The sequence below is a fragment of the Dactylosporangium sp. NPDC051087 genome (genome assembly GCF_055586325.1).
On the sequence record NZ_JBVJIJ010000034.1, the window covers coordinates 25,721 to 48,855 of the forward strand.

The 23,135-nt window shown below is 71.0% G+C and carries 21 protein-coding genes and 1 pseudogene; 16 read left to right on the plus strand and 6 right to left on the minus strand.

Annotation, left to right across the window (positions count from 1 at the left end; genetic code table 11):
* On the minus strand, window positions 1-545 hold a 545-nt coding region (locus tag ACZ6TV_RS45285; RefSeq protein ID WP_465306018.1), incomplete at its 3' end, for a hypothetical protein.
* 245 nt (window positions 546-790) lie between these two features.
* Between ACZ6TV_RS45285 and ACZ6TV_RS45290 the strand changes: the two genes are divergently transcribed.
* From ACZ6TV_RS45290 to ACZ6TV_RS45300, 3 genes are read left to right on the plus strand one after another with little or no spacing between them, the layout of a single operon-like run.
* Entirely contained in the window at window positions 791-1,180 is a 390-nt protein-coding gene (locus ACZ6TV_RS45290; protein ID WP_465306020.1) for a GntR family transcriptional regulator, read from the plus strand.
* Window positions 1,177-2,052, plus strand: a complete 876-nt coding sequence (locus ACZ6TV_RS45295) for an ABC transporter ATP-binding protein (RefSeq protein WP_465306022.1) — start codon at window positions 1,177-1,179, stop codon at window positions 2,050-2,052. The genes ACZ6TV_RS45290 and ACZ6TV_RS45295 overlap by 4 nt, the downstream gene beginning before the upstream one ends.
* On the plus strand, window positions 2,049-3,113 hold the full coding sequence (locus ACZ6TV_RS45300; protein ID WP_465306024.1) for an ABC-2 transporter permease: 1,065 nt from the start codon (window positions 2,049-2,051) through the stop codon (window positions 3,111-3,113). Before ACZ6TV_RS45295 ends, ACZ6TV_RS45300 begins: the two co-directional genes overlap by 4 nt.
* A gap of 116 nt (window positions 3,114-3,229) precedes the next feature.
* On the opposite strand, the gene ACZ6TV_RS45305 is transcribed toward ACZ6TV_RS45300, so the two are convergent.
* Window positions 3,230-4,264 carry an SDR family oxidoreductase gene (locus ACZ6TV_RS45305; protein ID WP_465306026.1) on the minus strand — a complete coding sequence of 345 codons (1,035 nt, stop codon included), beginning with the start codon at window positions 4,262-4,264 and terminating at the stop codon, window positions 3,230-3,232.
* 136 nt (window positions 4,265-4,400) lie between these two features.
* Between ACZ6TV_RS45305 and ACZ6TV_RS45310 the strand changes: the two genes are divergently transcribed.
* The gene (locus tag ACZ6TV_RS45310) at window positions 4,401-5,237 is read left to right on the plus strand and encodes a helix-turn-helix domain-containing protein (protein WP_465306028.1); all 837 of its coding nucleotides are present in this window, start codon (window positions 4,401-4,403) and stop codon (window positions 5,235-5,237) included.
* Window positions 5,238-5,252: 15 nt separating this feature from the next.
* Here ACZ6TV_RS45310 and ACZ6TV_RS45315 read toward each other — a convergent pair whose 3' ends face one another.
* Window positions 5,253-6,149 (minus strand): S-4TM family putative pore-forming effector, encoded by an 897-nt coding sequence (locus tag ACZ6TV_RS45315; protein WP_465306030.1) that lies wholly within the window; start codon window positions 6,147-6,149, stop codon window positions 5,253-5,255.
* Window positions 6,150-6,313: 164 nt separating this feature from the next.
* On the opposite strand from ACZ6TV_RS45315, the gene ACZ6TV_RS45320 reads away from it, so the two are divergent.
* From ACZ6TV_RS45320 to ACZ6TV_RS45355, 8 genes are all read left to right on the plus strand, one after another.
* The gene (locus ACZ6TV_RS45320; protein ID WP_465306032.1) at window positions 6,314-11,701 is read left to right on the plus strand and encodes an NB-ARC domain-containing protein; all 5,388 of its coding nucleotides are present in this window, start codon (window positions 6,314-6,316) and stop codon (window positions 11,699-11,701) included.
* 204 nt (window positions 11,702-11,905) lie between these two features.
* Window positions 11,906-12,847, plus strand: a complete 942-nt coding sequence (phnD, locus tag ACZ6TV_RS45325) for a phosphate/phosphite/phosphonate ABC transporter substrate-binding protein (protein ID WP_465306034.1) — start codon at window positions 11,906-11,908, stop codon at window positions 12,845-12,847.
* An 8-nt stretch (window positions 12,848-12,855) separates the two neighbouring features.
* Window positions 12,856-13,635: a phosphonate ABC transporter ATP-binding protein gene (gene phnC, locus ACZ6TV_RS45330; protein ID WP_465306036.1), complete on the plus strand. Its 780-nt coding sequence runs from the start codon at window positions 12,856-12,858 to the stop codon at window positions 13,633-13,635.
* Window positions 13,632-15,356: a phosphonate ABC transporter, permease protein PhnE gene (gene phnE / locus ACZ6TV_RS45335; protein ID WP_465306038.1), complete on the plus strand. Its 1,725-nt coding sequence runs from the start codon at window positions 13,632-13,634 to the stop codon at window positions 15,354-15,356. Before phnC ends, phnE begins: the two co-directional genes overlap by 4 nt.
* Window positions 15,353-16,459 carry a TIGR03364 family FAD-dependent oxidoreductase gene (locus ACZ6TV_RS45340; protein ID WP_465306040.1) on the plus strand — a complete coding sequence of 369 codons (1,107 nt, stop codon included), beginning with the start codon at window positions 15,353-15,355 and terminating at the stop codon, window positions 16,457-16,459. The genes phnE and ACZ6TV_RS45340 overlap by 4 nt, the downstream gene beginning before the upstream one ends.
* 15 nt (window positions 16,460-16,474) lie before the next feature.
* On the plus strand, window positions 16,475-17,143 hold the full coding sequence (locus ACZ6TV_RS45345; RefSeq protein ID WP_465306042.1) for an HAD family hydrolase: 669 nt from the start codon (window positions 16,475-16,477) through the stop codon (window positions 17,141-17,143).
* A 1-nt stretch (window position 17,144) separates the two neighbouring features.
* On the plus strand, window positions 17,145-18,164 hold the full coding sequence (locus ACZ6TV_RS45350) for a zinc-binding dehydrogenase (RefSeq protein ID WP_465306044.1): 1,020 nt from the start codon (window positions 17,145-17,147) through the stop codon (window positions 18,162-18,164).
* A gap of 16 nt (window positions 18,165-18,180) precedes the next feature.
* Window positions 18,181-18,798: a helix-turn-helix domain-containing protein gene (locus ACZ6TV_RS45355; RefSeq protein WP_465306046.1), complete on the plus strand. Its 618-nt coding sequence runs from the start codon at window positions 18,181-18,183 to the stop codon at window positions 18,796-18,798.
* 338 nt (window positions 18,799-19,136) lie between these two features.
* Here ACZ6TV_RS45355 and ACZ6TV_RS45360 read toward each other — a convergent pair whose 3' ends face one another.
* The gene (locus ACZ6TV_RS45360) at window positions 19,137-19,268 is read right to left on the minus strand and encodes a hypothetical protein (protein ID WP_465306048.1); all 132 of its coding nucleotides are present in this window, start codon (window positions 19,266-19,268) and stop codon (window positions 19,137-19,139) included.
* 334 nt (window positions 19,269-19,602) lie between these two features.
* Window positions 19,603-20,139, minus strand: a complete 537-nt coding sequence (locus ACZ6TV_RS45365) for an anthrone oxygenase family protein (RefSeq protein WP_465306050.1) — start codon at window positions 20,137-20,139, stop codon at window positions 19,603-19,605.
* Window positions 20,140-20,217: 78 nt separating this feature from the next.
* Here ACZ6TV_RS45365 and ACZ6TV_RS45370 point away from each other — a divergent pair, with 78 nt between their 5' ends.
* From ACZ6TV_RS45370 to ACZ6TV_RS45385, 4 genes are all read left to right on the plus strand, one after another.
* A complete protein-coding gene (locus tag ACZ6TV_RS45370; RefSeq protein WP_465306052.1) occupies window positions 20,218-20,889 on the plus strand; it encodes a TetR/AcrR family transcriptional regulator in 672 nt (223 codons plus the stop codon).
* A gap of 147 nt (window positions 20,890-21,036) precedes the next feature.
* Window positions 21,037-21,423 carry a hypothetical protein gene (locus ACZ6TV_RS45375; RefSeq protein WP_465306054.1) on the plus strand — a complete coding sequence of 129 codons (387 nt, stop codon included), beginning with the start codon at window positions 21,037-21,039 and terminating at the stop codon, window positions 21,421-21,423.
* Between the two features lie 319 nt (window positions 21,424-21,742).
* Window positions 21,743-22,132 carry a hypothetical protein gene (locus tag ACZ6TV_RS45380; RefSeq protein WP_465306056.1) on the plus strand — a complete coding sequence of 130 codons (390 nt, stop codon included), beginning with the start codon at window positions 21,743-21,745 and terminating at the stop codon, window positions 22,130-22,132.
* Window positions 22,129-22,662: a hypothetical protein gene (locus tag ACZ6TV_RS45385; RefSeq protein ID WP_465306058.1), complete on the plus strand. Its 534-nt coding sequence runs from the start codon at window positions 22,129-22,131 to the stop codon at window positions 22,660-22,662. Before ACZ6TV_RS45380 ends, ACZ6TV_RS45385 begins: the two co-directional genes overlap by 4 nt.
* Before the next feature lie 99 nt (window positions 22,663-22,761).
* Here ACZ6TV_RS45385 and ACZ6TV_RS45390 read toward each other — a convergent pair.
* Window positions 22,762-23,124 (minus strand): annotated as a pseudogene (locus ACZ6TV_RS45390) (DUF4240 domain-containing protein); the annotation flags it as partial.
* Window positions 23,125-23,135: the final 11 nt, after the last annotated feature.

Genomic DNA, 23,135 nt, shown 5'->3' on the forward strand with positions numbered 1-23,135 from the left:
TTGGTGCCGAGGACGTCGTATGACCCGTCGGGGTCCTTGCGGACGCTGGTGACGGTGACCGAGGAGTCCTTGGCCTTCATCGCCGCCGTGACCTTGGCCAGCTCGTCGCCGGTCACCGCCGTGTCCGACGAGCCGCCCCGATCGCCACCCTTGCCACCGCCCTTGCCGCCGTGGCCCTTGCCGCCGCCCTTGTGTTCGGTGACGGTTTTGAGGTCGGCGGTGACGTCGTAGAAGACCTTGGTGCCGTCCTTGGTGCCGAGGACGTCGTATGACCCGTCGGGGTCCTTGCGGACGCTGGTGACGGTGACCGAGGAGTCCTTGGCCTTCATCGCCGCCGTGACCTTCGCCAGCTCGTCGCCGGTCACCTCGGTGTGCGACGAGCCTCCCCGCTCCGGCCGGCCGCCCGGATCGGCGCCGGCGCTGGACGAGGCGCCGGGTGACGGAGCGGTCGTCTCCGCGCTCGCCAGCGACGCCGCGCCGAACACGAACACGCCGGCCGTCACCACACCGGCCGCCGCGAGCCCGACCCGCTTGATAGCCCTCATCGACTGCATCTTCACTCCTGTGCGACCTCGTACGCCGGCGGCTGCCGGACCCTGTCGAGATCACAGCGTCGGGACCGAACCTGGGAATCCGCTGTCCAGGACCTGCCGTGCGACTGGCATTTCGCCTGCTCAGCGCCGTGCACCCGGGTGCTCACCGGCCTGCCACCCAGCGGCTCGCCGCTTGACACGCCGCGGGACCCGGTGCAATCTGGTTTTACTAGTAACCTAGTGAAACGGTATTACGGGTGATCGACTTCCACCTCGACTCGCGATCGGGGATCGCCCCGTATCTGCAGCTCGTCAGGCAGGTGCGGCAGGCGCTGCTGCTGGGACTGCTGGCCGAGGGCGACAAGCTGCCCACGGTCAAAGAGGTGGTCGCCAAGGTGGCGATCAACCCGAACACCGTGAGCAAGGCCTACCGCGAGCTCGAGCACCTGGGCCTGGCCGCGGCGAAGCCGGGGGTGGGCACCTTCATCACCCGGTCGCTCGGCGACGCGTCGCTCACCGAGCACGGCCCGCTGCAGCAGGAGCTGCGGGCCTGGATGGGCAAGGCCCGCGCGGCCGGCCTGACCGACCCGGGCATCGAGGCGATGTTCCAGAACACCCTGCGCGAGAGCGCTGAAGAGGAGCGATGAACGCGATACTGCAGACCCACGCACTGGGCAAGCGATACCGCCGGCGTCAGGCGCTGACCGACTGCACCCTCGAGCTCCCGCCGGGGCGCGTCGTCGGGCTGGTGGGACCCAACGGGGCGGGCAAGACCACCCTGCTGAAGATCGCCTGCGGCATGCTCGCACCGACCACGGGGCGGATCGAGGTGCTGGGCGGGCAGCCCAACGGCGGGGCCGGGCAGCTGGCCCGGGTCGGATACGTCGCCCAGGACACCCCCACCTATGCGAGCCTGTCCGTCGCCGACCACCTGAGGCTCGGCGCCAAGATGAACCCGGCCTGGGACGCGAAGCTCGCCCAGGCCCGGATCGAGCAGCTCGGCCTCAACCCGAAGCAGAAGGCCGGCAAGCTCTCCGGCGGTCAGCGCGCCCAGCTCGCCCTGACCGTCGCCGTCGCCAAGCGCCCTGAGCTGCTCATCCTCGACGAGCCGGTGGCCAGCCTCGACCCGCTGGCCCGGCGCGCCTTCCTGAGCCACCTCATGGAGTCCGTCGCCGAGGACGACACCAGCGTCATCCTCTCCTCGCACCTGGTCTCGGACCTCGAGCGGGTCTGCGACTACCTGGTGGTGCTGGTCGGCTCCCGGGTGCAGGTCGCCGGCGAGACCGACGATCTCCTCGCGCGGCACCACAGGATCGTGTGCACCCGCCGGCGGGAGTCGGACCTGCCGGCCGGGGTCGAGGTCGTCTCGGCGGAGCACACCGACCGGCAGTCGACGTTCGTCGTGCGCAGCGAGGACGGCCTGCCCGCCGGGGACTGGTCCGCCGAACATCTGGAGCTGGAGGACCTCGTGCTGACCTACATGGCGCGCCCCGCCGACGAGACGGGAGCGGCGCGATGATCTGGGTGACCTGGCGGCAGTTCCGGGTCCAGGCCCTCACCGTCCTGGTCCTGCTCGCCGCCGCCGCGGCCGGCTTCCTGATCACCGGCCTGCAGCTGCACGACCGCTACGCCGCCGACCTGGCCGCGTGCGCCGTCCCGCACGCCTGCGACGGGGCGACCCCGGCCGCGCGGGCGTTGGGCGCCCAGCTCTCCCAGCTGCAGCGCGCCTACGAGCCGATGTTCGAGCTCCTGCAGCTGCTCGTGATCGCCGTCCCCGGGCTGATCGGCATCTTCTGGGGCGCGCCGCTGATCGGCCGCGAGCTGGAGACCGGCACGCATCAGCTCGCCTGGGGCCAGACCGTCACCCGCACCCGGTGGCTCACGGTCAAGCTCGTCGTCGTCGGTGGCGCCGCGATCGCCACCGCCGCGGTCTTCAGCTGGCTGCTGACCTGGTGGGCCGCGCCGCTGGATCACCTCAACGGCAGCCGGTGGGCGGCGATGACGTTCGCGTCGCGCGACATCGTCCCGCTCGGCTACGCAGCCTTCGCCTTCGCCCTCGGCACCACGGCGGGCCTGCTGCTGCGCCGCACCCTCCCGGCCATGGCCGTCACCCTCGCGGCGTTCATCGTCGTCCAGATCGTCGTCCCCACCGCCGTCCGGCAGCACCTGCTGCCACCGGCCACGGTCAGCGTCGCGATCGACCAGGCGACCGTGCGCCAGGCCCAGGGCATCGGCTTCACCAACAACACGGGGGAGATCTTCCTGCTCAACCTGCCGGTGCCGCAGGGATCCTGGGTGCTGGACGCGCCACCGATCCAGGACGCGTCCGGCCGCCTCGTCACCGAGGCCGCGCACCCCGACTGTTTCCCGGGCCTGGAAGGTTCCGCGGGCGAGGGCGGCGGGCCCGACTTCGCCGACAGCGGCGCCTGCCTTGCCGGCCACGACCTGCACCAGACCTTCACGTACCAGCCCGCGAGCCGCTACTGGCCGCTGCAGTGGATGGAGACCGGGATCTTCCTGGTGCTGTGCGGAGCGCTGATCGGCACCTGCTTCTGGTGGATCCGGCGCCGGCAGGACTGAGGCGCGCCGCCGCTCAGCCCTTGGTGCGGCGGTCTGCGCGGCGGTGCCGTCGCCGGCGGCCTCGAACAGGTCGGCGACGGCACCGCCGAACAGGAGCCGGCTGTACATCGGCGCTGTCAGTGTTTGACGATGCCCTTCGCGAGCATGGATCGCGCGGCGGCGAGGATGGCGTCGTCGGCGGGGCGCGGCGTCCAGTGCAGCATCCGGCGGGCCTTGTCGGTGGAGACCTTCTTCGCGTAGCCGAGGTCGGGCACGATCGGGCGGAACTCCCGGTTGAACACGGCGCCGATCCGCACGACGACGTTCGGGATGGTCCGCGTCGGGACCCGGGCCGCGGCGGCGCCGAGGTCGGCCCGGAGCAGCGCGCCGACCTGCCGGATCGGGATCGCCGGGCCGGCGGCGAGCAGGAACCGTTGCCCCGCCGCCTGGGGCGTGGTGACGGCCAGGACGTGCGCGGCGGCGACGTCGCGGACGTCGATGAAGGGGATGTGCATGTCGGGGTAGCCGGGCATGGCGCCGTCGAGGATGCGCCGCACGAGGTGGTTCGTGCCGGAGACGTCGCGGCCCATGACCGGGCCGACGACCGCCACCGGGCACAGCACGACCAGCTCCATGCCGGCACCCTCGCGGGCGACGAAGTCCCAGGCGTCGCGTTCGGCGAGGGTTTTGCTCTTCGCGTACGCGTCGACGCCGGGCCCGTCCAGGACGGTCCAGTCGTCCTCGGTGAACGCCGTGCCGCGGTGCGGGTGACCCCAGCTGACGGCGTGGAACGCGGAGGTGAGCACGACCCGCCGCACCCCGGCGTCCCGCGCCGCGCGCAGCACCCGGACCGTCCCGTCGCGCGCCGGGACGATGACGGCGTTCTCGTCGCTGGGGTTCTCCGTGTGTACGGGGGAAGCCACGTGCAACACGGCGTCGCAACCGGTCATGGCGCCCGCCCAGCCGGCGTCGTCGAGCAGGTCCGCGACCGCGAAGCTCAGCGCGGCGCCGTCGGCCATGCCGGCCTCGGTCAGCACCGCCCGCACCGCCGCCTCCCGCTGCGCGGACCGCACGGTGGTGCGCACCTGGTAGCCCTGCTCGAGCAGCTGGAGCACGACGTGGCCGGCGATGAAGCCGGAGCCGCCGGTGACAAGGACACGCTGCTGCGTCATCTGATCCGCCTCGGGAAAGTGGGGGAGGGTCCGGCGTCCACCATCCGGCCGGCGGTCGTGCGCAGGAAGGGCTCCACGCGTCCGGGGTCCTGGCAGGACCCCCTCACCGGCGCGGGAGCGTGCGTACGGTGGAACGGTGACCGACGAACCGAACCGGCTGGGCGCGTTCCTGCGGGCCCGCCGCGAGCTCGTCACCCCCGAGCAGGCCGGGGTGCCCGTGACGGGGGTGCGCCGGGTGCCGGGTCTGCGCCGCGAAGAGGTCGCCATGCTCGCCGGCATCAGCGCCGACTACTACCTGCGCCTCGAACGCGGCCGTGACCGCACCCCGTCGGTCCAGGTCCTCGAGTCCCTCGCCCGGGTCCTGCGGCTGGACGACGGCGCCCGCGACTACCTGCTGGGGCTCGCCGCCGGTAGGCCGCGCCGTAGGCGTCCCCGCAAGGAGACCGTCCCGCCCAGCACGGCCGCGTTCGTGGCGATGCTGCCGTTCCCCGCCTTCGTCGAGGGCCGCTACCTCGACGTCCTCGTCGCCAACCCGCTCGCCGCGGCCCTGTCACCCCGGATGGTCGCCGGCGCCAACCGGCTGCGTGACGTCTTCCTCGACCCCGCCGAGCAGGCGATGTGGCCCGACTGGGAGTCCGCCGCCGCGGCGCTGGTCGCCTCCTTCCGCGGCGCCGTCGGCACCGACACCGACGACCCCCGCTGCATCGAGCTCGTCGGCGAACTGTCCCTGGCCAGCCCCCTGTTCCGGCAGCTGTGGGCGCGCCACGACGTCCGCCCCCGCGAGGGCGCGGTGCTGGTGCCGTTCCAGCACCCGCAGGTCGGCGAGCTGCGCCTGAACCGGCAGAAGCTGCACGTCAGCGGGACCGACGGCATCATGCTCGTGGTCTTCCACCCCGACCCGGCCTCCACCGACGCGGACAAGCTCGCCCTGCTCGCCTCGGTAACGCTCTCCACCGCCACCCGGTCTGTGTGAACCGCCGTCAATTCCTCAGGACCGCGGGAACCGTGCCTCCAAATCGTGCAACTCGACTTCGAAATCGGACCGGTCCTGGTCGTGGTAGCGCCGGAAGTACCAAGTCGGAAGGCGAGGCTGGAGCCGCCGCATGTGAAAGAGCGTGTCCTGGACCTGGCGGGCGAAGTGTGTCATTGCGCCAGGTGCGGCGAACACCGGCGCCGACGGATCGTCCATGACCGCCCGGACCAGTCCGAGCACACGGAGCCGCTCCCGGGTGCTGTCCATCTGGGTACGGTAGATCTCGAGGCACAGGAGTAGAAGGCCGAGCGACGGAACGAACCATGCGGTGATCAGCCGGCTCACCGTCGCGCCGCTGAACAGCGTGAACAGGATGCCCACTGCGGACCACAGCACCAGGATTCCCAGCATCGTGTGGGCGAAGCGAAGCCGCACGCGGGAACCCCACGCAAGGTTCTGTTCGAGGCAGAAAAGCACGTCGTAAGGCGCGGCAACGTTCGCTACGAGGTAGTAGCCCCGTAGTCGGCTGTCATCGCCGCGGAAGCGCCGGCTGAGTCGGCTCACTTCGTCATCCCTGATCCGATCGCCGGTCGCGACGCGGTTCCACGGTATGCCGAGCAGATCGGTGTCGAACATCTCCTGGAGCGTTGCGGCGATCCGTAGGTAGCGATCGGCCCAAGGCGCCATTATTCCTGCGTAGACAGCGGCCCAGATCGTGCCGCTGATGGTGATGGCCGTGCCGTACCGCGAACCCGGGCCGCTCAGCAGTCCAGCAACGGCCAGGACGATCGAGATGCTGAAGCTCAGCGCTTGCGCCCGCTGGTTGTAGAGGTGTGTCACGCCGACGGCCTTGAGCAGGCGAATGGCCGCGACATTGTCCTGCCGGTCGGTAATGGGATGAATGCCGGTCAATGGACCTCCCACGTGTGCAGGTCTACGCAGTCGAGTGTCACACGTTCGGCATCGCCAGAGGTATATGCGTGGAGTTGCCGACGTTGTGCTTGATCTCCCCGATGAATCGACCCTTCCGAGGGGTGGCATTGACTCGCGCCGGTCGCTGTTGCTACACCAGCGGGGTGACTCCAGCGCGCGCGCCGGACCCTGTGGAGCAGCCGCCGGGGCGAGGGGAGCACCTGCACGACTGCTTCGATCCGGTCGCCGCCGCGGCGCTCGCCGACTGGGCGGCGGGGCAGCACAGCCGGGTTCGGCTGCCCAGCCGGCGCTGGAAACGTCAGGGATACACCGAGTCGGTGCTCGTCGCTGTCGTGGTCGACCCGGGACCGCCTGAAAATGACGGGGCGAGAAAGCTGATCGTCAAAGTATGCCCGGCCGGCCGTTCCGTCGAGGAGACCGGCAGGCATCAGGAAGCGTGGCAGGACACCAAGGAGTTCGCCCAGCGGCATTTGGTTCATCAGCTGGCTCCGCGGCATCCGGTCGGCGACGGCCGCTATCTCATGTTCCAGGAGTCGGCCGGAAGCCTGCAGAACAGCCGAACTGTGGGCGAGCTGCCGGACGAGTATCGCGTCTCGGCGTTGCAGGTTGCCATCGATCTGATTCTGCAGGAGTGGAACCACGACGGGCCGGCAATGCGCACCAGCGCTGCGACGGCGTACCTGCGCGACGAGTTGCGCGCCACTCTCGAGCGGCCGTCGGCGCAACGCTGGGCCGCCGCGGCAGGCCTGTTGGTGCCGGGCCGGGACTGGATCAGCACCGAAGCCGACGCCGTGCACGGGGCAATGCCCAATCCGGTGCGTATGCCAGGACCAGACTCGCTCATCGCCGGTCTCGAGATCGACTACCTGGTCGGCCGCAGCCACGGTGATCTGCACGCGGACAACATCCTCGTCCCGACGCCCAGGACCGGCCGACCGGATCTGGGAAAGATGCGGTTTGTCGACCTCTCCGAGTACCGGCCGGACGCGCCGATCACCCGTGACCTCGTCACGCTGCTGCTGTCAGCGCTCCTGCCGGTGGTGCCCGACCTGCCCGCGGATCAGGCCGACGCGCTGCTGACGTACGTCCTGAGCCCGACCGACTCCGCGCCGCCGCGGCTGGCGCCGATTCTCGTGGAGACCGTTCGGGTCCTGTATCGCGCAGGGGAGGCGCGCGCTCGCGAGTGGGGCGACGAGTGGCGCGCGCAGTACCTGCTGTCGATTCAGGCCGGATCAATGCTCTACACCACGTTCGACAACGCCCGGGAGAGCGGGCGTTGGTGGTATTTCCGGCTGGCGGCCCGGGCGGCGAAGGCGTTCGTCGACGAGTTGGACGATCCGCCCGTTGCGACCGACCCCGAACTGGTGTCGCCGCCGTCCGGTGCCGTACGCGCCGCCCCGTCACCGAAGCGAACACAAAGCGAGGATTCCCCATTGAACATGGTTCCGCCGCGGACCGGAGCGGTCGTCCACCGTAAGGGCTTGATAGAGCAGACCTTGCGACTGTTGCGCGACCGTTCGACCCGCGTCGTCGGGCTAGGCGCGGCATTGGACGGGGCGGGCGGCATCGGCAAGACCGTCCTGGCGCAGGAGGTGGGACGCAGCGATGAGGTTCGCCGCCTCTTCCCGGAGGGCGTGTTGTACGTCGCTGTCGGGGCGGACACCAACGGGGCAGGGCTGGCGGACAAGCTCAACGACCTGACCGAGATCGTCTCGGGCCGCCGGCCGACCCTGTCGGTGCCGGACGTCGCGGGCAACCATCTGGGCCGCTGCATCGGTGACCGGCGCATCCTGCTGATCATCGATGACGTGTGGAACAGGTCGCAACTGCTGCCATTTCTGCATGGCGCGCCGAACTGCACGCGGCTCGTCACCACGCGATACCGGTCGGTGGTGCAGGACACGCTGGCGTCCGTCACCGTTGGCACAATGACTGCAGGCGAGTCTGCCGAGCTGCTCGGTGCCGGTCTGGACACGTTGCCCCGGAGCGCCGGAGAGCGGATGGCGCGGCTCGCGCGCGGCTGGCCGATCTTGCTCGCCCTTGCAAACGGCGCCATCCGGCGGCAGCTGAACTCCGGATGGTCCGCCGCCGCCGCGCTGGACGACGTTGTCCGCCGGCTCGAGGCCGAAGGACCGACGGCGCTCGACATCACCAATGCCGATGACCGAAGCAGCGCGGTGAGCGCGACGATTGACGCGAGCACGGACCGGATCGACGATCACACCCGCCAGCGGTACTTCGAACTGGCGATCTTCCCGGAGGACGCCGACATTCCCGTCGGCTTGCTGGACCGGTTCTGGCGAAGGTCGCACGGTGTGGGACCGGGTGGGTCGCGCCAGCTCTGTGAACGACTGGCCGACATGTCACTGGTGACGTTCGTGCCGGGCGCATCCCCGACGGTGCGGCTGCACGACGTCATCCGTGGCTATCTCCGCAACCGCAGTGGCGAGTCCGGCCTGCGCGCGCTCAACGAAGTGTTCCTGGACGCGGTTCAGCCGGACCCGCAATGGTGGAAGCTGCCGCCGGATGAGCTGTATCTATGGCGCTTCCTCGGATATCACCTTCAGGAGGCGGGAAGGGACGAGGAACTGGCTGCGACATTTACCGACTTGCGATACATCGCAGCGAAGCTGCAGGTGCTGGGCCCGGTCGCGGTCGAAGCCGACCTGGCGCTGGCGCCGGGGCCGGTGGCCGGCGCACTCCTGTCCGGCCTGCAGCGCTCCGCGCACCTGCTGACCCCGATGGATCCCCCTTCGGCGGTGGTGGACACCTTCCTCAGCCGTATCGCCGGCCAACAGGTCCTTGAGTCACGGGTCGCGTCGTATCGGGCCGGGCGTGACGGCTGGCAGCTGCGCAGTGCAGGTCCGATGCCCGACGCCCAGCATCCAGCGCTGCATCGCGTCCTGCACGCGCACAGCTCGCCGATCGGCGGCTGCGTTGTCAGCAGCGACGGCCGCTCGTTCGTGACCACCAGCGACGACGGCACCGTCGGCGTGTGGGACTGGGCCACCGGGCAGCGGACCGAGACGCTGCAGGGCCACGATGGTCCCGTCCTCACCTGTGCCGTGGCCCCGGACGGCAGCTGGCTTGCCACGGCGGGCGACGACACCACGATCCGGTTGTGGAATCTGCACGATGGCACGGAGAAGGCAGTCCTACGTGGTCACGACGCAGTGGTCCGGCGATGTGCGGCCGGGCCGGACGGCACCTGGCTGGTCAGCGTCTCCGACGACCAGGCGGTGAGGATTTGGGACATTGCGACGGGCGCCGCGCTCGCCGTGCTCACCGGACATGCCGGCACCGTCCGTGGCTGCGCGGTCAGCGGCGATGGCCGGTGGGTCGCCACCGCCGGTGGTGATGGCTCGCTCCGTCTTTGGAGCACCTCCAACTGGACCCAGACCAAGGTGTTCGAGGGGCATACCGGAGCCGTCCGCAGCTGCGTACTGAGTGCGGACGGCACGTTGCTCGTGAGTGCCGGCGGTGACAGCACCCTACGCCTTTGGGACGTCGAACGCGGCATCCTTCGCGCTGTGCTGAGCGGGCACAGCGGCTCCATACGGGCATGCGCCATCGATCCAAGTGGCGCGACCGTGGTCAGTGGCGGCGGCGACGGCACTGTGCGGCTCTGGGATGCCGGCACGACAACGCTTCGTACCGTGCTGACGGGCCACCGTGGTGCCGTCCGCGCCTGCGCGTTCAGCCCGGACGGCGCCTGGCTCATCACGGCCAGCGAGGACGGCACGGTCCGGACCTGGAACACGGTGACGGCGCTCGGGACTGCGGCTCGGGTCGATCCGGGACGGACGGTGGTACGGGCCAGCGCAGGCGCGCCCAGCGGCGACTGGCTGGTCGCCGGCGACACCGATGCGATGGTTCGGATCTGGGATGTGCGGACAGGACAGCTGCAGACCGTGCTCAACGGGCACAGGGCGACGGTGCGCTGTTGTGCCGTCAGCGCCGACGGCATGCTCGTGGCTACCGGTGGGGACGATCGGACCGTCGTGATCTGGGACGTCGCCACCAGCAGGCGGCGGGCCACCCTCGACGGCCACCACTCTGCGGTCCGCGGTTGTGCGTTCGGCCCGGACGGCTCATGGGTCGTTTCCGCTGCGGCCGATGGGACCGTCCGTATCTGGGACGTGGCCGCCGCCACAGTGCGTCTACAGTTCGGCCGGCCGGGCCCGGCGATCTGGGCATGCTCAGTCGCACCGGACGGGACGTGGATGGCAACGGCCGGCGACGACCGGGTCGTCCGGTTGTGGGACACCGCCACCGGCGCGCCGATGGCGGAGCTGACCGGGCACTCCTCGGCCATCTGGGACTGCCCGATCGAGCCCGGTGGACGGTGGCTTGCAACGGTCGGCAACGACCACACGGTCAGGGTCTGGCCGGCGGTCGGTGGTGAACACACGGTGCATCGCGGGCACACCGCATGGCTCAATGCGTGCATCATCAGCCCTGACGGCAGCTGGCTCGCCAGCGCCGGCTACGACCTCGACATCCGTGTCTGGCCGGCCGACGGCGCGGCGGCAGGCCCAACGCCACTGACTGGTCACACCGCGATCGTCTGGACCCTCGCCGCCGGCGGCGAGGGCCGGTGGCTGGCAAGCGCAGGCGCCGACGAGACCATCCGGATCTGGGAGACCGGCACCTGGACCGCCCGGACCGTCATCGACGTTGACGCCACAGCCCTTCGCCGCTGTGCCACCGCCCGTGGCGGGGGCTGGATCGTAGCCGGCGGGTCGGGGCGTGTCCTGTGGACCACGGCAACCGGGACCGAGCACGCCGCCGAGGTCGGTCCGGTGAACCTTGGAGCGGCCGCGATGAGTGCCGACGGTCAGGTCGTGTACATGGGAGGGGAGGACGGCAGGGTCCGGGCCTGGGCTGCGGAGTCCGCGGCCGAGATCGCATTGGACCTGCGGCATCCCGGCCCGATACTCGCGTGCGTGGCCGGCACCGATGGCACCTGGCTGGCCACCGCCGGTGGCGACGGCACCGTCCGCGTCTGGGATCTGCTGACCGGCCAGCACCGGACATTACTGCAGGGCACCGGCGGCAGTGTCCGGGATCTCGCAGAGACGCCGGACGGCATGCACCTCGTGGCGGTGGGCGATGAAGGGACCCGGCTGTGGAGCCTCTCCGACGGCCGCCCGCAGTTCCATCTGAGCACGGCACGCGGGCAGTGGGTCCGATGCTGCACCATCAGTCCCGATGGCACCTGGCTGGCCGCCGGCGGTGACGACGGTGCCGTTCGGTTCTGGCGGGTCAGCGACGGGACCGCCGTCGGCGAACTACCCGCGGCCGGTGCGCGCGTCCTTGCCTGCCCGCTCACCGATGACGGTCGGCTGCTTGCCACCGTCATGGATGACCGGTCGGTCCACGTGTGGAGCCTGCCGGCACGGCGCAAGGTCGCCGCGATCCGCCTTGAGGGCCCGGTCCGGCACGGTGCCTGGCTCCCCGGGACCCAGAGCCTGCTCGTCGTCGGCGACGCAGGTGTGTACCGCTTCGAGCTGAGCGAATCGACAATGTGAACGAAAGGCCACAGAGGCCCCGGTGACGACCTTCGTCTGGACACCCGGGGTTTCGTAACGGTCAGGTAACAGGTGCGAACCTTTGTGGCTCGTTTCCGGCGAACTACGGCTCGTTCGCGGCACGTTCACCTGCGGTCCCTACGTTGACGCCGCTGATCAGGGATTGCCACGAACGATGAACTTGCAGGTCGAGAAGGGTCGAACATGAAGATTTCCGTGCGGATGATGCTCGGCGTCGCGACGGCGGCCGTGCTGCTCGCCGGCACCGCGGCGTGCTCCTCCGACGACGACGGCAACACCACCGCCTCCGGTGCCGGCACGCCGGCCGCCGCGTCCGGGAAGTTCGCCAAGGACTCCGGCACGCTCATCTTCGGTGTCGTGCCGGACACCGCAGCCACGCAGCAGAACTACAAGCCGCTCGAGGACTACATCGCCAAGATCTCCGGGCTCAAGGTCGAGTACCGGGAGTCCTCGGACTACGCCGCGCTGATCGAGGCCGCGGTCTCCGGCAAGGTCGACATCGCGAGCTTCTCCGGCTTCACGTACGTGACGGCGAAGAAGAACGGCGCGAAGATCACGCCCTTCGCGTCCATCATCACGAAGAAGGGCCAGGAGCCCGGGTACTACTCCGAGGCGATCGTCCCCGAGAACTCGACCATCAGCAAGATCGAGGACTTCAAGGGCAAGAAGGTCTGCTTCGTCAGCCAGACGTCGACGTCGGGCTACCTGTACCCGAGCTACAACCTGCTCAAGGCGGGCATCGACCCGACCAAGGACGTGACCCCGGTCTTCGCCGGCAAGCACGACGCGTCGGCGCTGAAGGTGTCCCAGGGCTCCGAGTGCGAGGCCGGGTTCGCCGAGGACGTCGCCGTCGAGGCGCAAAAGGGCCTGAAGGTCATCAACAAGACGTTCGTCGTCGGCGCGCCGATGACCCTCGCCGACGGCCTGCCGGCCGACCTCAAGCAGAAGCTGGTCTCGGGCCTGCAGAACGTCACGATCGAGCAGATCCAGGCCGCGGGCATCGCCGGCGCCGACAGCGACGCCTTCAAGAAGACGTTCTACGCGCTCGCCCCGGTCGACGACGCCAAGTACGACATCATCCGCGACCTGTGCGCGCAGACCAAGGCCGCGGCCTGCGGCAAGTGAGGTAGACGATGACGGTCAGCGACACGCCCGCGGTCCAGGTGCACGGGCTCAGCAAGACCTATGGGCAGGTCACCGCGCTGCGGGACGTGTCGCTGACGGTCACCCGCGGTGAGATCGTCGTCCTGCTCGGGCTCTCGGGCTCGGGCAAGACGACCCTCCTGCGGCACATGAACGGCCTCGAGACGCCGACCACCGGCGACATCAGCGTCCTCGGCGAGGACCTCACCCGCCTGCGCGGCCGTGACCTGCGCCGGCTGCGCGGCCGCATCGGCATGGTCTTCCAGCAGTTCCACCTCGTCGGGCGGCTCACGGTCCTGGAGAACGTCCTCACCGGTGCGCTCGCCGGCCTGCGCGGCCCCCGCATCGGCATCGCGTCCTACCCGCGGGAGCAGCGCCGCCTCGCCCTCACCCAGCTCGACCGGGTCGGCCTGCTCGACAAGGCGTACCAGCGGGCCGACACCCTCTCCGGCGGCCAGCAGCAGCGGGTCGCGATCGCCCGGGCGCTGATGCAGCGGCCGGAGATCCTGCTCGCCGACGAGCCGGTCGCCTCCCTCGACCCGGAGTCCAGCGACCAGGTGATGGCGCTGCTGCGCGACATCGCCGCCGAGGACCAGCTCACCGTGGTCTGCAGCCTGCACCAGGTCGAGCTCGCGCTCGTCTGGGGGCAGCGGATCGTCGGCATGCGCAGCGGCGGCGTCGTGCTCGACACACCGGCGGCCGGGCTGACCCGGGAGACGGCGATGCGCATCTACGGCCGGATGACCGCGTCACTGGCGGAGGTGCAGTGAGCGCCCCCGAAATGCCGGTCATCGACCTGGACCGGGTCGTGCGGCGCCCGCCGCCGGCCCCGTCCAAGCTCGTCGCGGCCGGGCTGCTGTTCGCGGTGTTCGCGTTCGCCGTCTGGTCGCTCAGCGAGATCGGGTTCACCGCCGAGGCGTTCACCGAGAGCGCCGACAAGGTCGGGCCGTTCCTCGACCGGATGCTGCCGCTGGAGTTCCCGCCGGCGGCGCAGCTGTGGCGGTCGATCGGCATCACCCTCGGTGTCGTGCTGTGCGGCACCGTGCTGTCCGCGCTGCTGTCGCTGCCCATCGCGTACGTCTCGGCCCGCAACACCAGCCCGGCGCCGTGGCTCGTGCCGATCGGCCGCGCGATCGGCGTCGTGGCCCGGGCCGTCCCGGACGTCGTCCTGGCGATGCTGTTCGTGCTGCTGTTCACGCTCGGCTCGCTGCCGGGCATCCTCGCCATCGCCCTGCACTCGATCGGCATGATCTCCAAGCTCTTCGCCGACGCCATCGAGCAGATCGACGAGGGACCGCGCCAGGCGATCCGCGCCACCGGCGCCTCCCGGGCGCAGGAGTTCTGGTCGGGCGTCTTCCCGCAGGTACTGCCGTCGTGGATCGCGACCACGCTGCACCGCAGCGACATCAACCTGCGCGGCTCGGTCCTGCTCGGCTACGCCGGCATCATCGGCCTCGGCTACGACCTGCGGATCTCGCTGGAGTCGCTGAACTACCACGCGGCGATGGCGTTCGCGCTGGTCATCTTCGCGCTGTGCGTGCTGTTCGAGATCGTGTCCACGGTCATCCGGGCCCAGCTGCTCGGCGCCGCCCCGGCCGGGCGCAGCCTCGGCGCCCGTCTCGCCCGCCGCCTGCCCCGCCCGGCCGGCACCGGCGCGCCGTCCTCCGCCGGGCCCGCTGCGGGGGACCGCGCGGCGGCCGTACAAGCGGCGATGCGCCGACCGTGGAACGGCGACCGCATCAGGTCCGCGACGGCGCTCGTCGCGACGGTCGTGGTCGTCGTGGCCGCCGTCATCGGGTCCGAGGCGAAATGGCTGGACCTGTTCAGCTTCTGGGGGCAGATCCCGTTCCTCCTCGAGCGGACGTGGCCGCCGTCGATCGACCCGCGCACCTGGTCCGACGTCTTCGACGCCCTGCTCGTCACCCTGGAGATCGCCGCGGCGGCGACCCTGCTCAGCGCGCTCGCCTCGCTGGTCGTCGGGCCGCTCGCGGCGCGCAACGCGGCCCCCAACGGGGTCATCCGCGCGGTCGCCCGCCTCCTGCTGCTGATCATCCGCTCGATCCCGGAACTCATCCTGGCCATCGTGCTGATCATCGTCACCGGGCTCGGTCCGCAGGCCGGCACCATCGCCCTCGCGGTCGTCGGCGTCGGCCTGCTCGGCAAGCTCATCGCCGACTCCCTCGAGGAGGCGGCGCTCGGCCCGCAGGTCGCCGTCCGCTCCGTCGGCGCGACCCGCACGCAGGTGTTCTTCTCCTCGACCGCGCGGCTGAGCGTGCCCGCGTTCGTCGGGCACACGCTGTACCTCTTCGACTCCAACATCCGCTCCGCGACCGTGCTCGGCATCGTCGCGGCCGGCGGCATCGGCTACTACCTCGTCGACGCCACCCGGGTGTCGCGCTACGACCAGGTCACCGCGTTCGTCATCATCCTCGTGGCCGTCGTGCTCGTCATCGAGGCGATCTCCGCCGTCATCCGCCGGGCGCTGCGGTGACCGGCGACGCCTACGACCTCGCCGTCGTCGGCGCCGGGATCGTCGGGCTCGGCCACGCCGCCGCCGCGCACGAGCGGGGCCTGCGGGTCGTCGTCGTCGAGCGGGCCGCCGGCATCCACGGGGCGAGCGTGCGCAACTTCGGGCACGCCTGCATCACCGCACAGACCGGTCAGGCGCGCGAGTACGCGGAGCGGTCCCGGGAGCTGTGGCTGCGCTACGCGCGGCGGGCCGGCTTCTGGGCCCGCGAGTCCGGCACCGTCATCGTCGCCCGGGCCGCCGACGAGCTGGCCGTGCTGGAGCAGTGGCGCGACACCGAGCCGGGCATCACCATGCTCCGCCCGGCCGAGGTGACCGACCGGGCGCCGGTGACGGGCGCGGTCGGCGGCGGCTGGCTGCCCCGCGACCTGCAGGTCGACCCGCGGGAGGCGGCCCCCGCCCTGGCCCGGCACCTGGCCGGCGCCGGCGTCGACTTCCGGTGGCGGACCTCGGCCCTCGGCGCCGGCGGCGGCGTGCTGCACACGTCGCGCGGCCCGATCCGAGCCGGCGCCGTCGTCGTCGCGGTCGGCCACGACGTCGACCAGCTCTACCCGGACGTCGCCGAGGCCGCCGAGGTGGTCCGATGCGGCCTGGACATGCTCCTCGTCGCACCGGACACCCTGCCCGCCCCGCTGCGTCATCCGCTCATGACGGGGTGGTCGCTGCTGCGGTACTCCGGCAGCAACGCGACCCCGGCCGCCGCCGCCCTGCGCGCGCGGCTCAGCGCCGAACGCCCCGACCTGCACGCCCTGGACCTCAACCAGATGTACACCCAACGCTCCGACGGGACGCTCGTCGTCGGCGACACCCACTACCGCGGCAGCGCCGTCGCCCCGTTCCAGGCGGAGTCGTCGTTCGACGCGCTCGCCGGCGTCACCCGCGAGCTGTTCGGCGTGGACCGGTTGCCGGTCGTGCAGCGGTGGCAGGGCGTCTACGCGTCGGCGCCGCAGGAGTTCCTCGTCGCCGCCCCGGCGGACGGGGTGCGGGTCGTGTCGGTCACCACCGGCATCGGCATGACCACCGGCCTCGGCCTCGGCGACGCGATCGTCGCCGACCTCTTCTCCTAGACAGGACAGTTGAACATGCGATTCGAGACCGTGGTGCTGGACCTCGCCGGGACGACCGTCGTCGACGACGGCCTGGTCGAGCAGGCGTTCGAGCGGGCCTTCGAGCGGGTCCTGCCCGGCGACCCGGGCCGCGACGCCGCCCTGGAGCACGTCCGGGTGACCATGGGCCAGTCCAAGATCGAGGTCTTCCGGGCCATCGCCGACGAGGCGACCGCGCAGCGGCTCAACCAGGCCTTCGAGGACGCGTACGGCGAACTCGTCGACGAGGGCCGGTGCGAGCCCATCCCCGGCGCCGAGCAGACGGTCCGCGAGCTGCGGGACCGCGGCCTGCACGTGGTCTTCACCACCGGCTTCGGCCGGGCCACCGCCGACGCCGTCGTCGCCGCCCTCGGCTGGCGCGACCTCGCCGACGCGGTGCTCACCCCCGCCGACGCCGGCCGCGGCCGCCCGGCGCCCGACCTGCCGCTGACCGCGCTGCTGCGCACCGGCGCCCGCTCCGTCGGCGCCCTGGTCGTCGTCGGCGACACCGAGTCCGACGCCGCGTCCGGCGCCGCCGCCGGCGCGGGCCTCGTCGTCGGCGTCCTCACCGGCGGCCGCCCCGCGCCGGCGCTGCTCGCCGCGGGCGCGCACGCCGTCCTCGGCAGCGTCGTCGAGCTCCCGGCGCTCATCGACACCCAGCACTGACATGGCCGTCCGGTACGCCCGCTGGGACGGCGCAGGCTCGCCGTTCCAGCTCGTCACCACCGACCAGCCGCCGGACCTGTCCGCGGGTGAGATGCTGGTCCAGGTCGAGCTGGCCACGATCTGCGGCAGCGACCTGCACACCGTCGCCGGGCACCGCCCCGCCCCGACCCCGACCGTCCTCGGCCACGAGCAGGTCGGCCGCGTCGTCGCCACGGCACCCGGCGCCCCGGCCCGCACCGGCGACAGGGTCGTGTGGTCGGTGACCGTCTCGTGCGGCGCCTGCTCCCGCTGCGCCGGCGGCATCGAGCAGAAATGCGAGCGGCTGCGCAAGTTCGGCCACGAGTCGCTGCGGTCCGGCTGGACGCTGAGCGGCGGGTTCGCCACCCACGCGGTCCTGCCCGCCGGGACGGCGATCGTGCCCGTCCCGGAGGACCTGCCCGCCACCGTGGCCGCGCCCGCCTCGTGCGCGACGGCGACGGTCGCCGCGATGCTGGCCGCCGCGCCACCCCTGGCCGGCCGCCGCGTCCTCGTCACCGGCGCCGGCCTGCTCGGCGTCACCGCCGCCGCGATGGCCTCCTCAGCCGGCGCCGAGGTCACCCTCTGCGACCCGTCTCCCGCCCGGCGCGCCCTGGCACCCCGCTTCGGCGCCGTGGCCGCCGCCACCCCGCCGACCGGCGTGGACGTCGCCTTCGAGCTGTCCGGTGCGGCGGCCGCCGTCGCCGGTTGCCTGGCGGCCCTGGACATCGGCGGCCACGCCGTCCTCGCGGGGTCGGTCTCGCCGGGCCCGCCGGTCCCGGTCGACCCGGAGCGGATCGTCCGCAACCTGCTGACGGTGACCGGGGTCCACAACTACCGTCCCGAGCACCTGCGTCAGGCGGTCGCGTTCCTGACCGCCGAGCACGACCGCTTCCCGTTCGCGGACCTCGTCGGCGGACACTTCCCCCTGACCGATCTCGACCACGCCTTCGCGTCGGCGACACACTCACCGGCGCTGCGCCTCGCGGTCGACCCGACCCACTGAGAACTACCCTGCGACGGTGGATGTCGCCGGTCGCGTGCTGAGCCCTGCGGTGCTGAAAGCTTTGACGTACTGGCCAGGGTGGATCGGTGTGCCGGAAAGCCCGGAGCCGGTCGACAGGTCCGTGCTGGCCCCCTTCCTCAGCGACCTGCTGACCGAACTCCCGTGGTGGAACGGTGCCTGGCGGGTCACGGACGTGGAGACCGTCCGTCCCCGCGAGTTCGCCAGCGACCTGCCCACGCAGTTGAACAGGTTCAATGAGGTGTCGGTACCGGGGAAACTCAGTGACGACAAGGGCCGGGCGCTGCCGTTCTTCGCACTGGTCCGGTTCGAGGGTGACCGGCTGCTGCGGTTCCAGGCCAAGATCGGGGACATGGTGCTCGGACCGGCGCTCGGGCGGGCGGGCGCCGCGGAGCCGCACCCGTTCGGCTTGGTGCTGCACAAGCTGATGGTCAACCGCGGGATCTCGGCGAAGGACCTCGCCATCAGACTGGGGTACTCGATCGTGACCATCACCAGTCTGCGAGCGGGGATTCGCAGTCCACACCCCGTCGTGGTCCGGAACATCGCTCGCGCCTTGGGCATACCGGAGGCGGACCTCGCCGCGATCGCCGGCGTCGACATGGCCCCGGACTGACGACGCACGCCCAAGGATCCGCCCACGCTGGATGCTCCGCGTGTGCTGGGCGATTCGAGCGTCGTGAAGACGGCCGGCGTGTGGGCGGTCAGGTCGGTGCGAACCGGAGCGTTTCCACGACCGGGGGCCGTGTGGCGAGTATCGCGGGGATGTCGGTGAGCGCGGCGCCGTGGGACGGCACCTACAGCACCTGACCACCATCGCGATCCCGCCGCTACCTCTCGGCCAACGGCACATCCGGCCGGCGTGCCGGGTCACGAGGGCATGTCAGGTCGGGTGACCACTGCTGCGGTCGACGCACAGCTCGTTTCTCGGCAGGTTCACCGCGGTGACTCGGGTCATTGCCGTGCGCGATAGGCCAGGTACTCGCGGATCCTGGCGATGGCCGGGTCGAGTTCGGCGATGACGGTCGCTTCGGCTGCCGCGGCGCGGGCGGTGTCGAGCAGGCGCAGCGGTGCGCCGCCGGTCATCCATGCCTCGACGCGTCCGAGGTCATCGTGAACGGGCACCACATAGCAGTCGACGAACGACGCCAGGTGGTGCAGCGGTCACGGCGGGCGTGGCGGACCAGATGTCGAGGTACGGCTGCAAATCCTCGGCGGACTCGCTCAACGCCTCGACCATGTCGTCCGCGGCGATCGCAGTGGGCCAGGCGGCCAAGAAATCTCGCCACAGCGCGAACCGGTACGACTCGACGGCGGCCCGATCCTCTGCCGACCAGCCGGCCGCCGCTTCGCGGAAGTCTGCCGGACCTCATTCCGGACGCAACCGGCTGCCTCTACCGGCGCTGCCCTGCCGCTTCGGTCAGCTCGCGGTTCGAATGACCGGCTCGTGGGTTCGGGTCTGGGCCAGTGCGGCGCTCGGCGGTGTCGTCACCCGCTCCACGACGTGGGCGGTCAGGAGGGTCGCGAGGGTCAGCAGGGCGAGCAGGGTTCGCACCAGGTGCAGTCGCTGCCAGTGGCTGCGGACCTCGGTCCAGTCGGCTGGTGGGGCGTCAGGATTCCAGGCGTCGCCGATGGCGTTGAGCGGCTCCAGTTGGCTCACGGTCAGCCCGATCGTGACCACGATGAGCAGGATCGCCACGACTGCCGCGACGAAGGCGGGTTTCGAGCGGCCGTAGCCCAGCACCGCGGTGAGGATCAGCAGGCCCAGGCAGGTCAGCAGCAACGGTGGCATGGTCCGGCCCATGTCGCGGTTCATGGCTTGCCACCAGCGTGTGTAGGCGTCGGCGGGCAGGCGGGTCACGCTCGGCGCGATGACCACGAAGAAGACGCCGCCGGTGTACAGCGCGACGAGCGCCGTTGCCAGGGCTCGCACGATTTCGAACGACCAGGTGCGCACGGCCGGACTCCACTCGCGTAGAAGGGGTTATATTGAATAGAATGGCTTCCACTCAAAAGTCTGGCAACATGGTGTCCGATGACGGACAAGCCCAAGCGCCGGTACGAGAGCGAACTGCGCCGTGAGCAGTCCGACGGCACGCGCCAGCGGATAGCCGATGCGGCCCGGGAGCTCATGCTCGCCCGTGGCTACGCCGACACCACGATGGGCGACGTGGCCGCCGCAGCCGGGGTCGCGGTCCAGACGCTCTACGCCGCCTGCCCCGGCGGAAAAGCGGGTCTGGCGAAGCTGGTGTACGACACGAGCCTGGCCGGCGACGCCGCGCCGGTCACGGTGAGCGAGCGACCGGCGGTGGCGGCGATCATCGCCGAGCCCGATCCAGCGCGCAAGCTGCACCTCTACGCCCGGATGGTGGCCACCATGGCCGAGCGCATCGCCCCGGTGCACGCGGTGCTGCGCGCGGCGGCCGGCGGCTTGGGCCCGTTGCTGCAGGAGGCCGAGGCCCAGCGCCGCATCGGCACCCGCGGCCCGGCCGACATCCTTGCCGCCGCCGGCGTCCTGCGACCCGGCCTCGACGCCGATCGCGCGGCAGACATCGTCTTCGCGCTGACGTCGATCGAGGTCTTCGAACGACTGACCACCACCTGTGGCTGGTCCGTAGACGACTACGCCGACTGGCTGACCTCCACGCTCACCGACGCGCTGCTGCCGCCCCAGCCGGTTCGACACCATCCGCAGCCCCTGGACTGATCGGCTGCGCAGATCGCGGCCAATTGTTGACTGGCGGTACGACCGCAGCCCGGCCATGAGTGGGTACGGCTGCGCATGCGCCCGAGACGCATAGCCCACGGCGGCGGTCGGTCGACGGCGACGGGGTGACACCATGGCGTTGTGAGCGTGTGGGATGAGCTGACACTGGAGCAGTGCGCGGTGATGACCCTCGCAATCGAGGAGACGTACCTCAACGGCGTCATCTACTACCACAACTTCCTCGTGCACCGGGCGGCAACCGGTGACGCTGCTACCGCGCCGCCGATATCAGAGGCGGCAGTGCGGTCGTTGATCCCGCACTTTGCCCAGGTCGTGGCCGACCTGATGGAACGCGACTGGGTCGAGATCCGCGAGCCTGACGACGGGGTGTGGACGAACGCCGCACCCATGTCGCCGACGCAGGTAGCGGCGACGCTGGCTGATCCGGATTCGTGGATCTGGGACGAGGACGGCGGCAGACGGATGGTCATGCTGATGACGACCGATCGATGGGACGCCCTGTTCACCAAGTAACGTCATCCCGCAGCTGCCGTAGGTCGTCGAACGCCTCGCAGACGGTGCGATAACCGACGAGCACGAACCTGGTGGCCTCGCGGTGCGACGTCGGTGGGGGCATCGGCGAGTCAGCCGAACATGCCGTCCTCGACATGCAGGACTGCTGCGGTCGCCTGGGCAATGGCTCGGTGAAGGTGCCGCCGACCGGGCGGCCGAGGATCGGATCCCAGACGCGTACGGCGCGATCGACACCCTGAGAGGGGTCACAGTGTCGTCGCCTCGGCGCCGTGGCTCGGCGGCGTTGCCGACCATGGCGGCGGTCGCTACAGTCGCGCGCGTGATTTCGATCAAGACCGAGCTCATCATGGCCGGGACCTTGCTGGTCGCTGGGCTCGGCGGGTGGGTGACGCAGAACGTGGTCGCGCGGCCGCGACTCACCGTGGCTCAGATCGGGGCCGCCATCGGCTGTGTCAGCGTCGACAAGGTGCCCTCGGAACCGGGAGCGAGGGAGACGGGTGCATGCCCGCTGGAGGGGCACCATCGGGTCACCATCGTGACGTTCGACGGCGGGCGTCAGCTCGACGAGTGGCTGAGCAGCAACCGTACCCGGCGGCCGGCGGCGTTGGGTGCCCAGGCCGTGGTGACAGGGGACGGCTGGGCGGTAGTGACCGACGACCTTGCCGCCGCCACCCGGCTGTCGTTGAAGGTGCACGGGTGGTGGGCGTGACCACGTTCCGGACCGTCGCCGGCGGCGTCGCCGCGCGGCTCGACAACGCCATGTGGTTCGTGCTCGCCACGGCCGTGATCTTCGTGTTCGTTGCCGTAGCGGACGTTTCGGCGCTGTTGCACGTCAGCGCGGCACTGCCGGCGCCGCCGCTGGGTGAGCTGCAACTTGGGCAGCGCCTCGGCATGTACGAGACGTTGCTGTTCTACGGCCACTTGCTCTTCGCCGCGGTGTGGTACTACCTGTGCACCGCGCTGGTGCGCAGCTGCGGCGCCGATCCGGCGCTGGTCCTGGCGACCCGCCCGGTCGTCGCGTGGCGGCTCGGGGTCGTGGCCACCGTCGCGGCCGGGCTCGCGCTGCCGCACGTGAGCCTGCTCGATGGGCACCGTTTCGAGGTGCAGCTGCAGTGGATGATCCCGCTGCTGGTCGCCCGTGTGGCGCTCACCGCCCTGCTGGTGGTGGCGGTCTTCGGACTGCGCCGCCGAATGCATGAGGTGCTGCTCCACGCACCCGACGCTCCGGCCACCGACTGAGCAGTCCGCGTACTGCGGCGCGTCGGCGCTCGCTCGGCGGCATGAGCGTGCAGGACTGGGCGTTCGGCACTGATGCCGGTAGGCCCGGTACGTCTTCGGCTACAGGTAGATCTCGGCCAGGCGGGGGTAACGGGCGTGCACCGCGTCGTCGTCTTCGTGGTCGAAGTCGTCGCCGAGTAACGGTCCGTTGAACGTGTCCGCGGGCAGCTCGGCCCGGGCCGCGTGGACGGCGTCGTAGAAGTCGGCGTCCTCGTCGAACGCCGCTTTCCCGACACTGAGCATGCTCTCGCACAGCAGGAAGTCGTCGTCCGGGTCGATGCCCAGTTCGGCGAGCGTGTCCGGGTCCCGCAGGGCGCGCTCCCAGCTGCTGCGGCCCTGCGTGACGAGCCAGCCGCGGAAGTAGTCGAAGGCATCGTCGGAGCAGCCACCGTTCATGAGGTAGGCGGCATCCCCGACGGCGGGCCGTCCAGCCT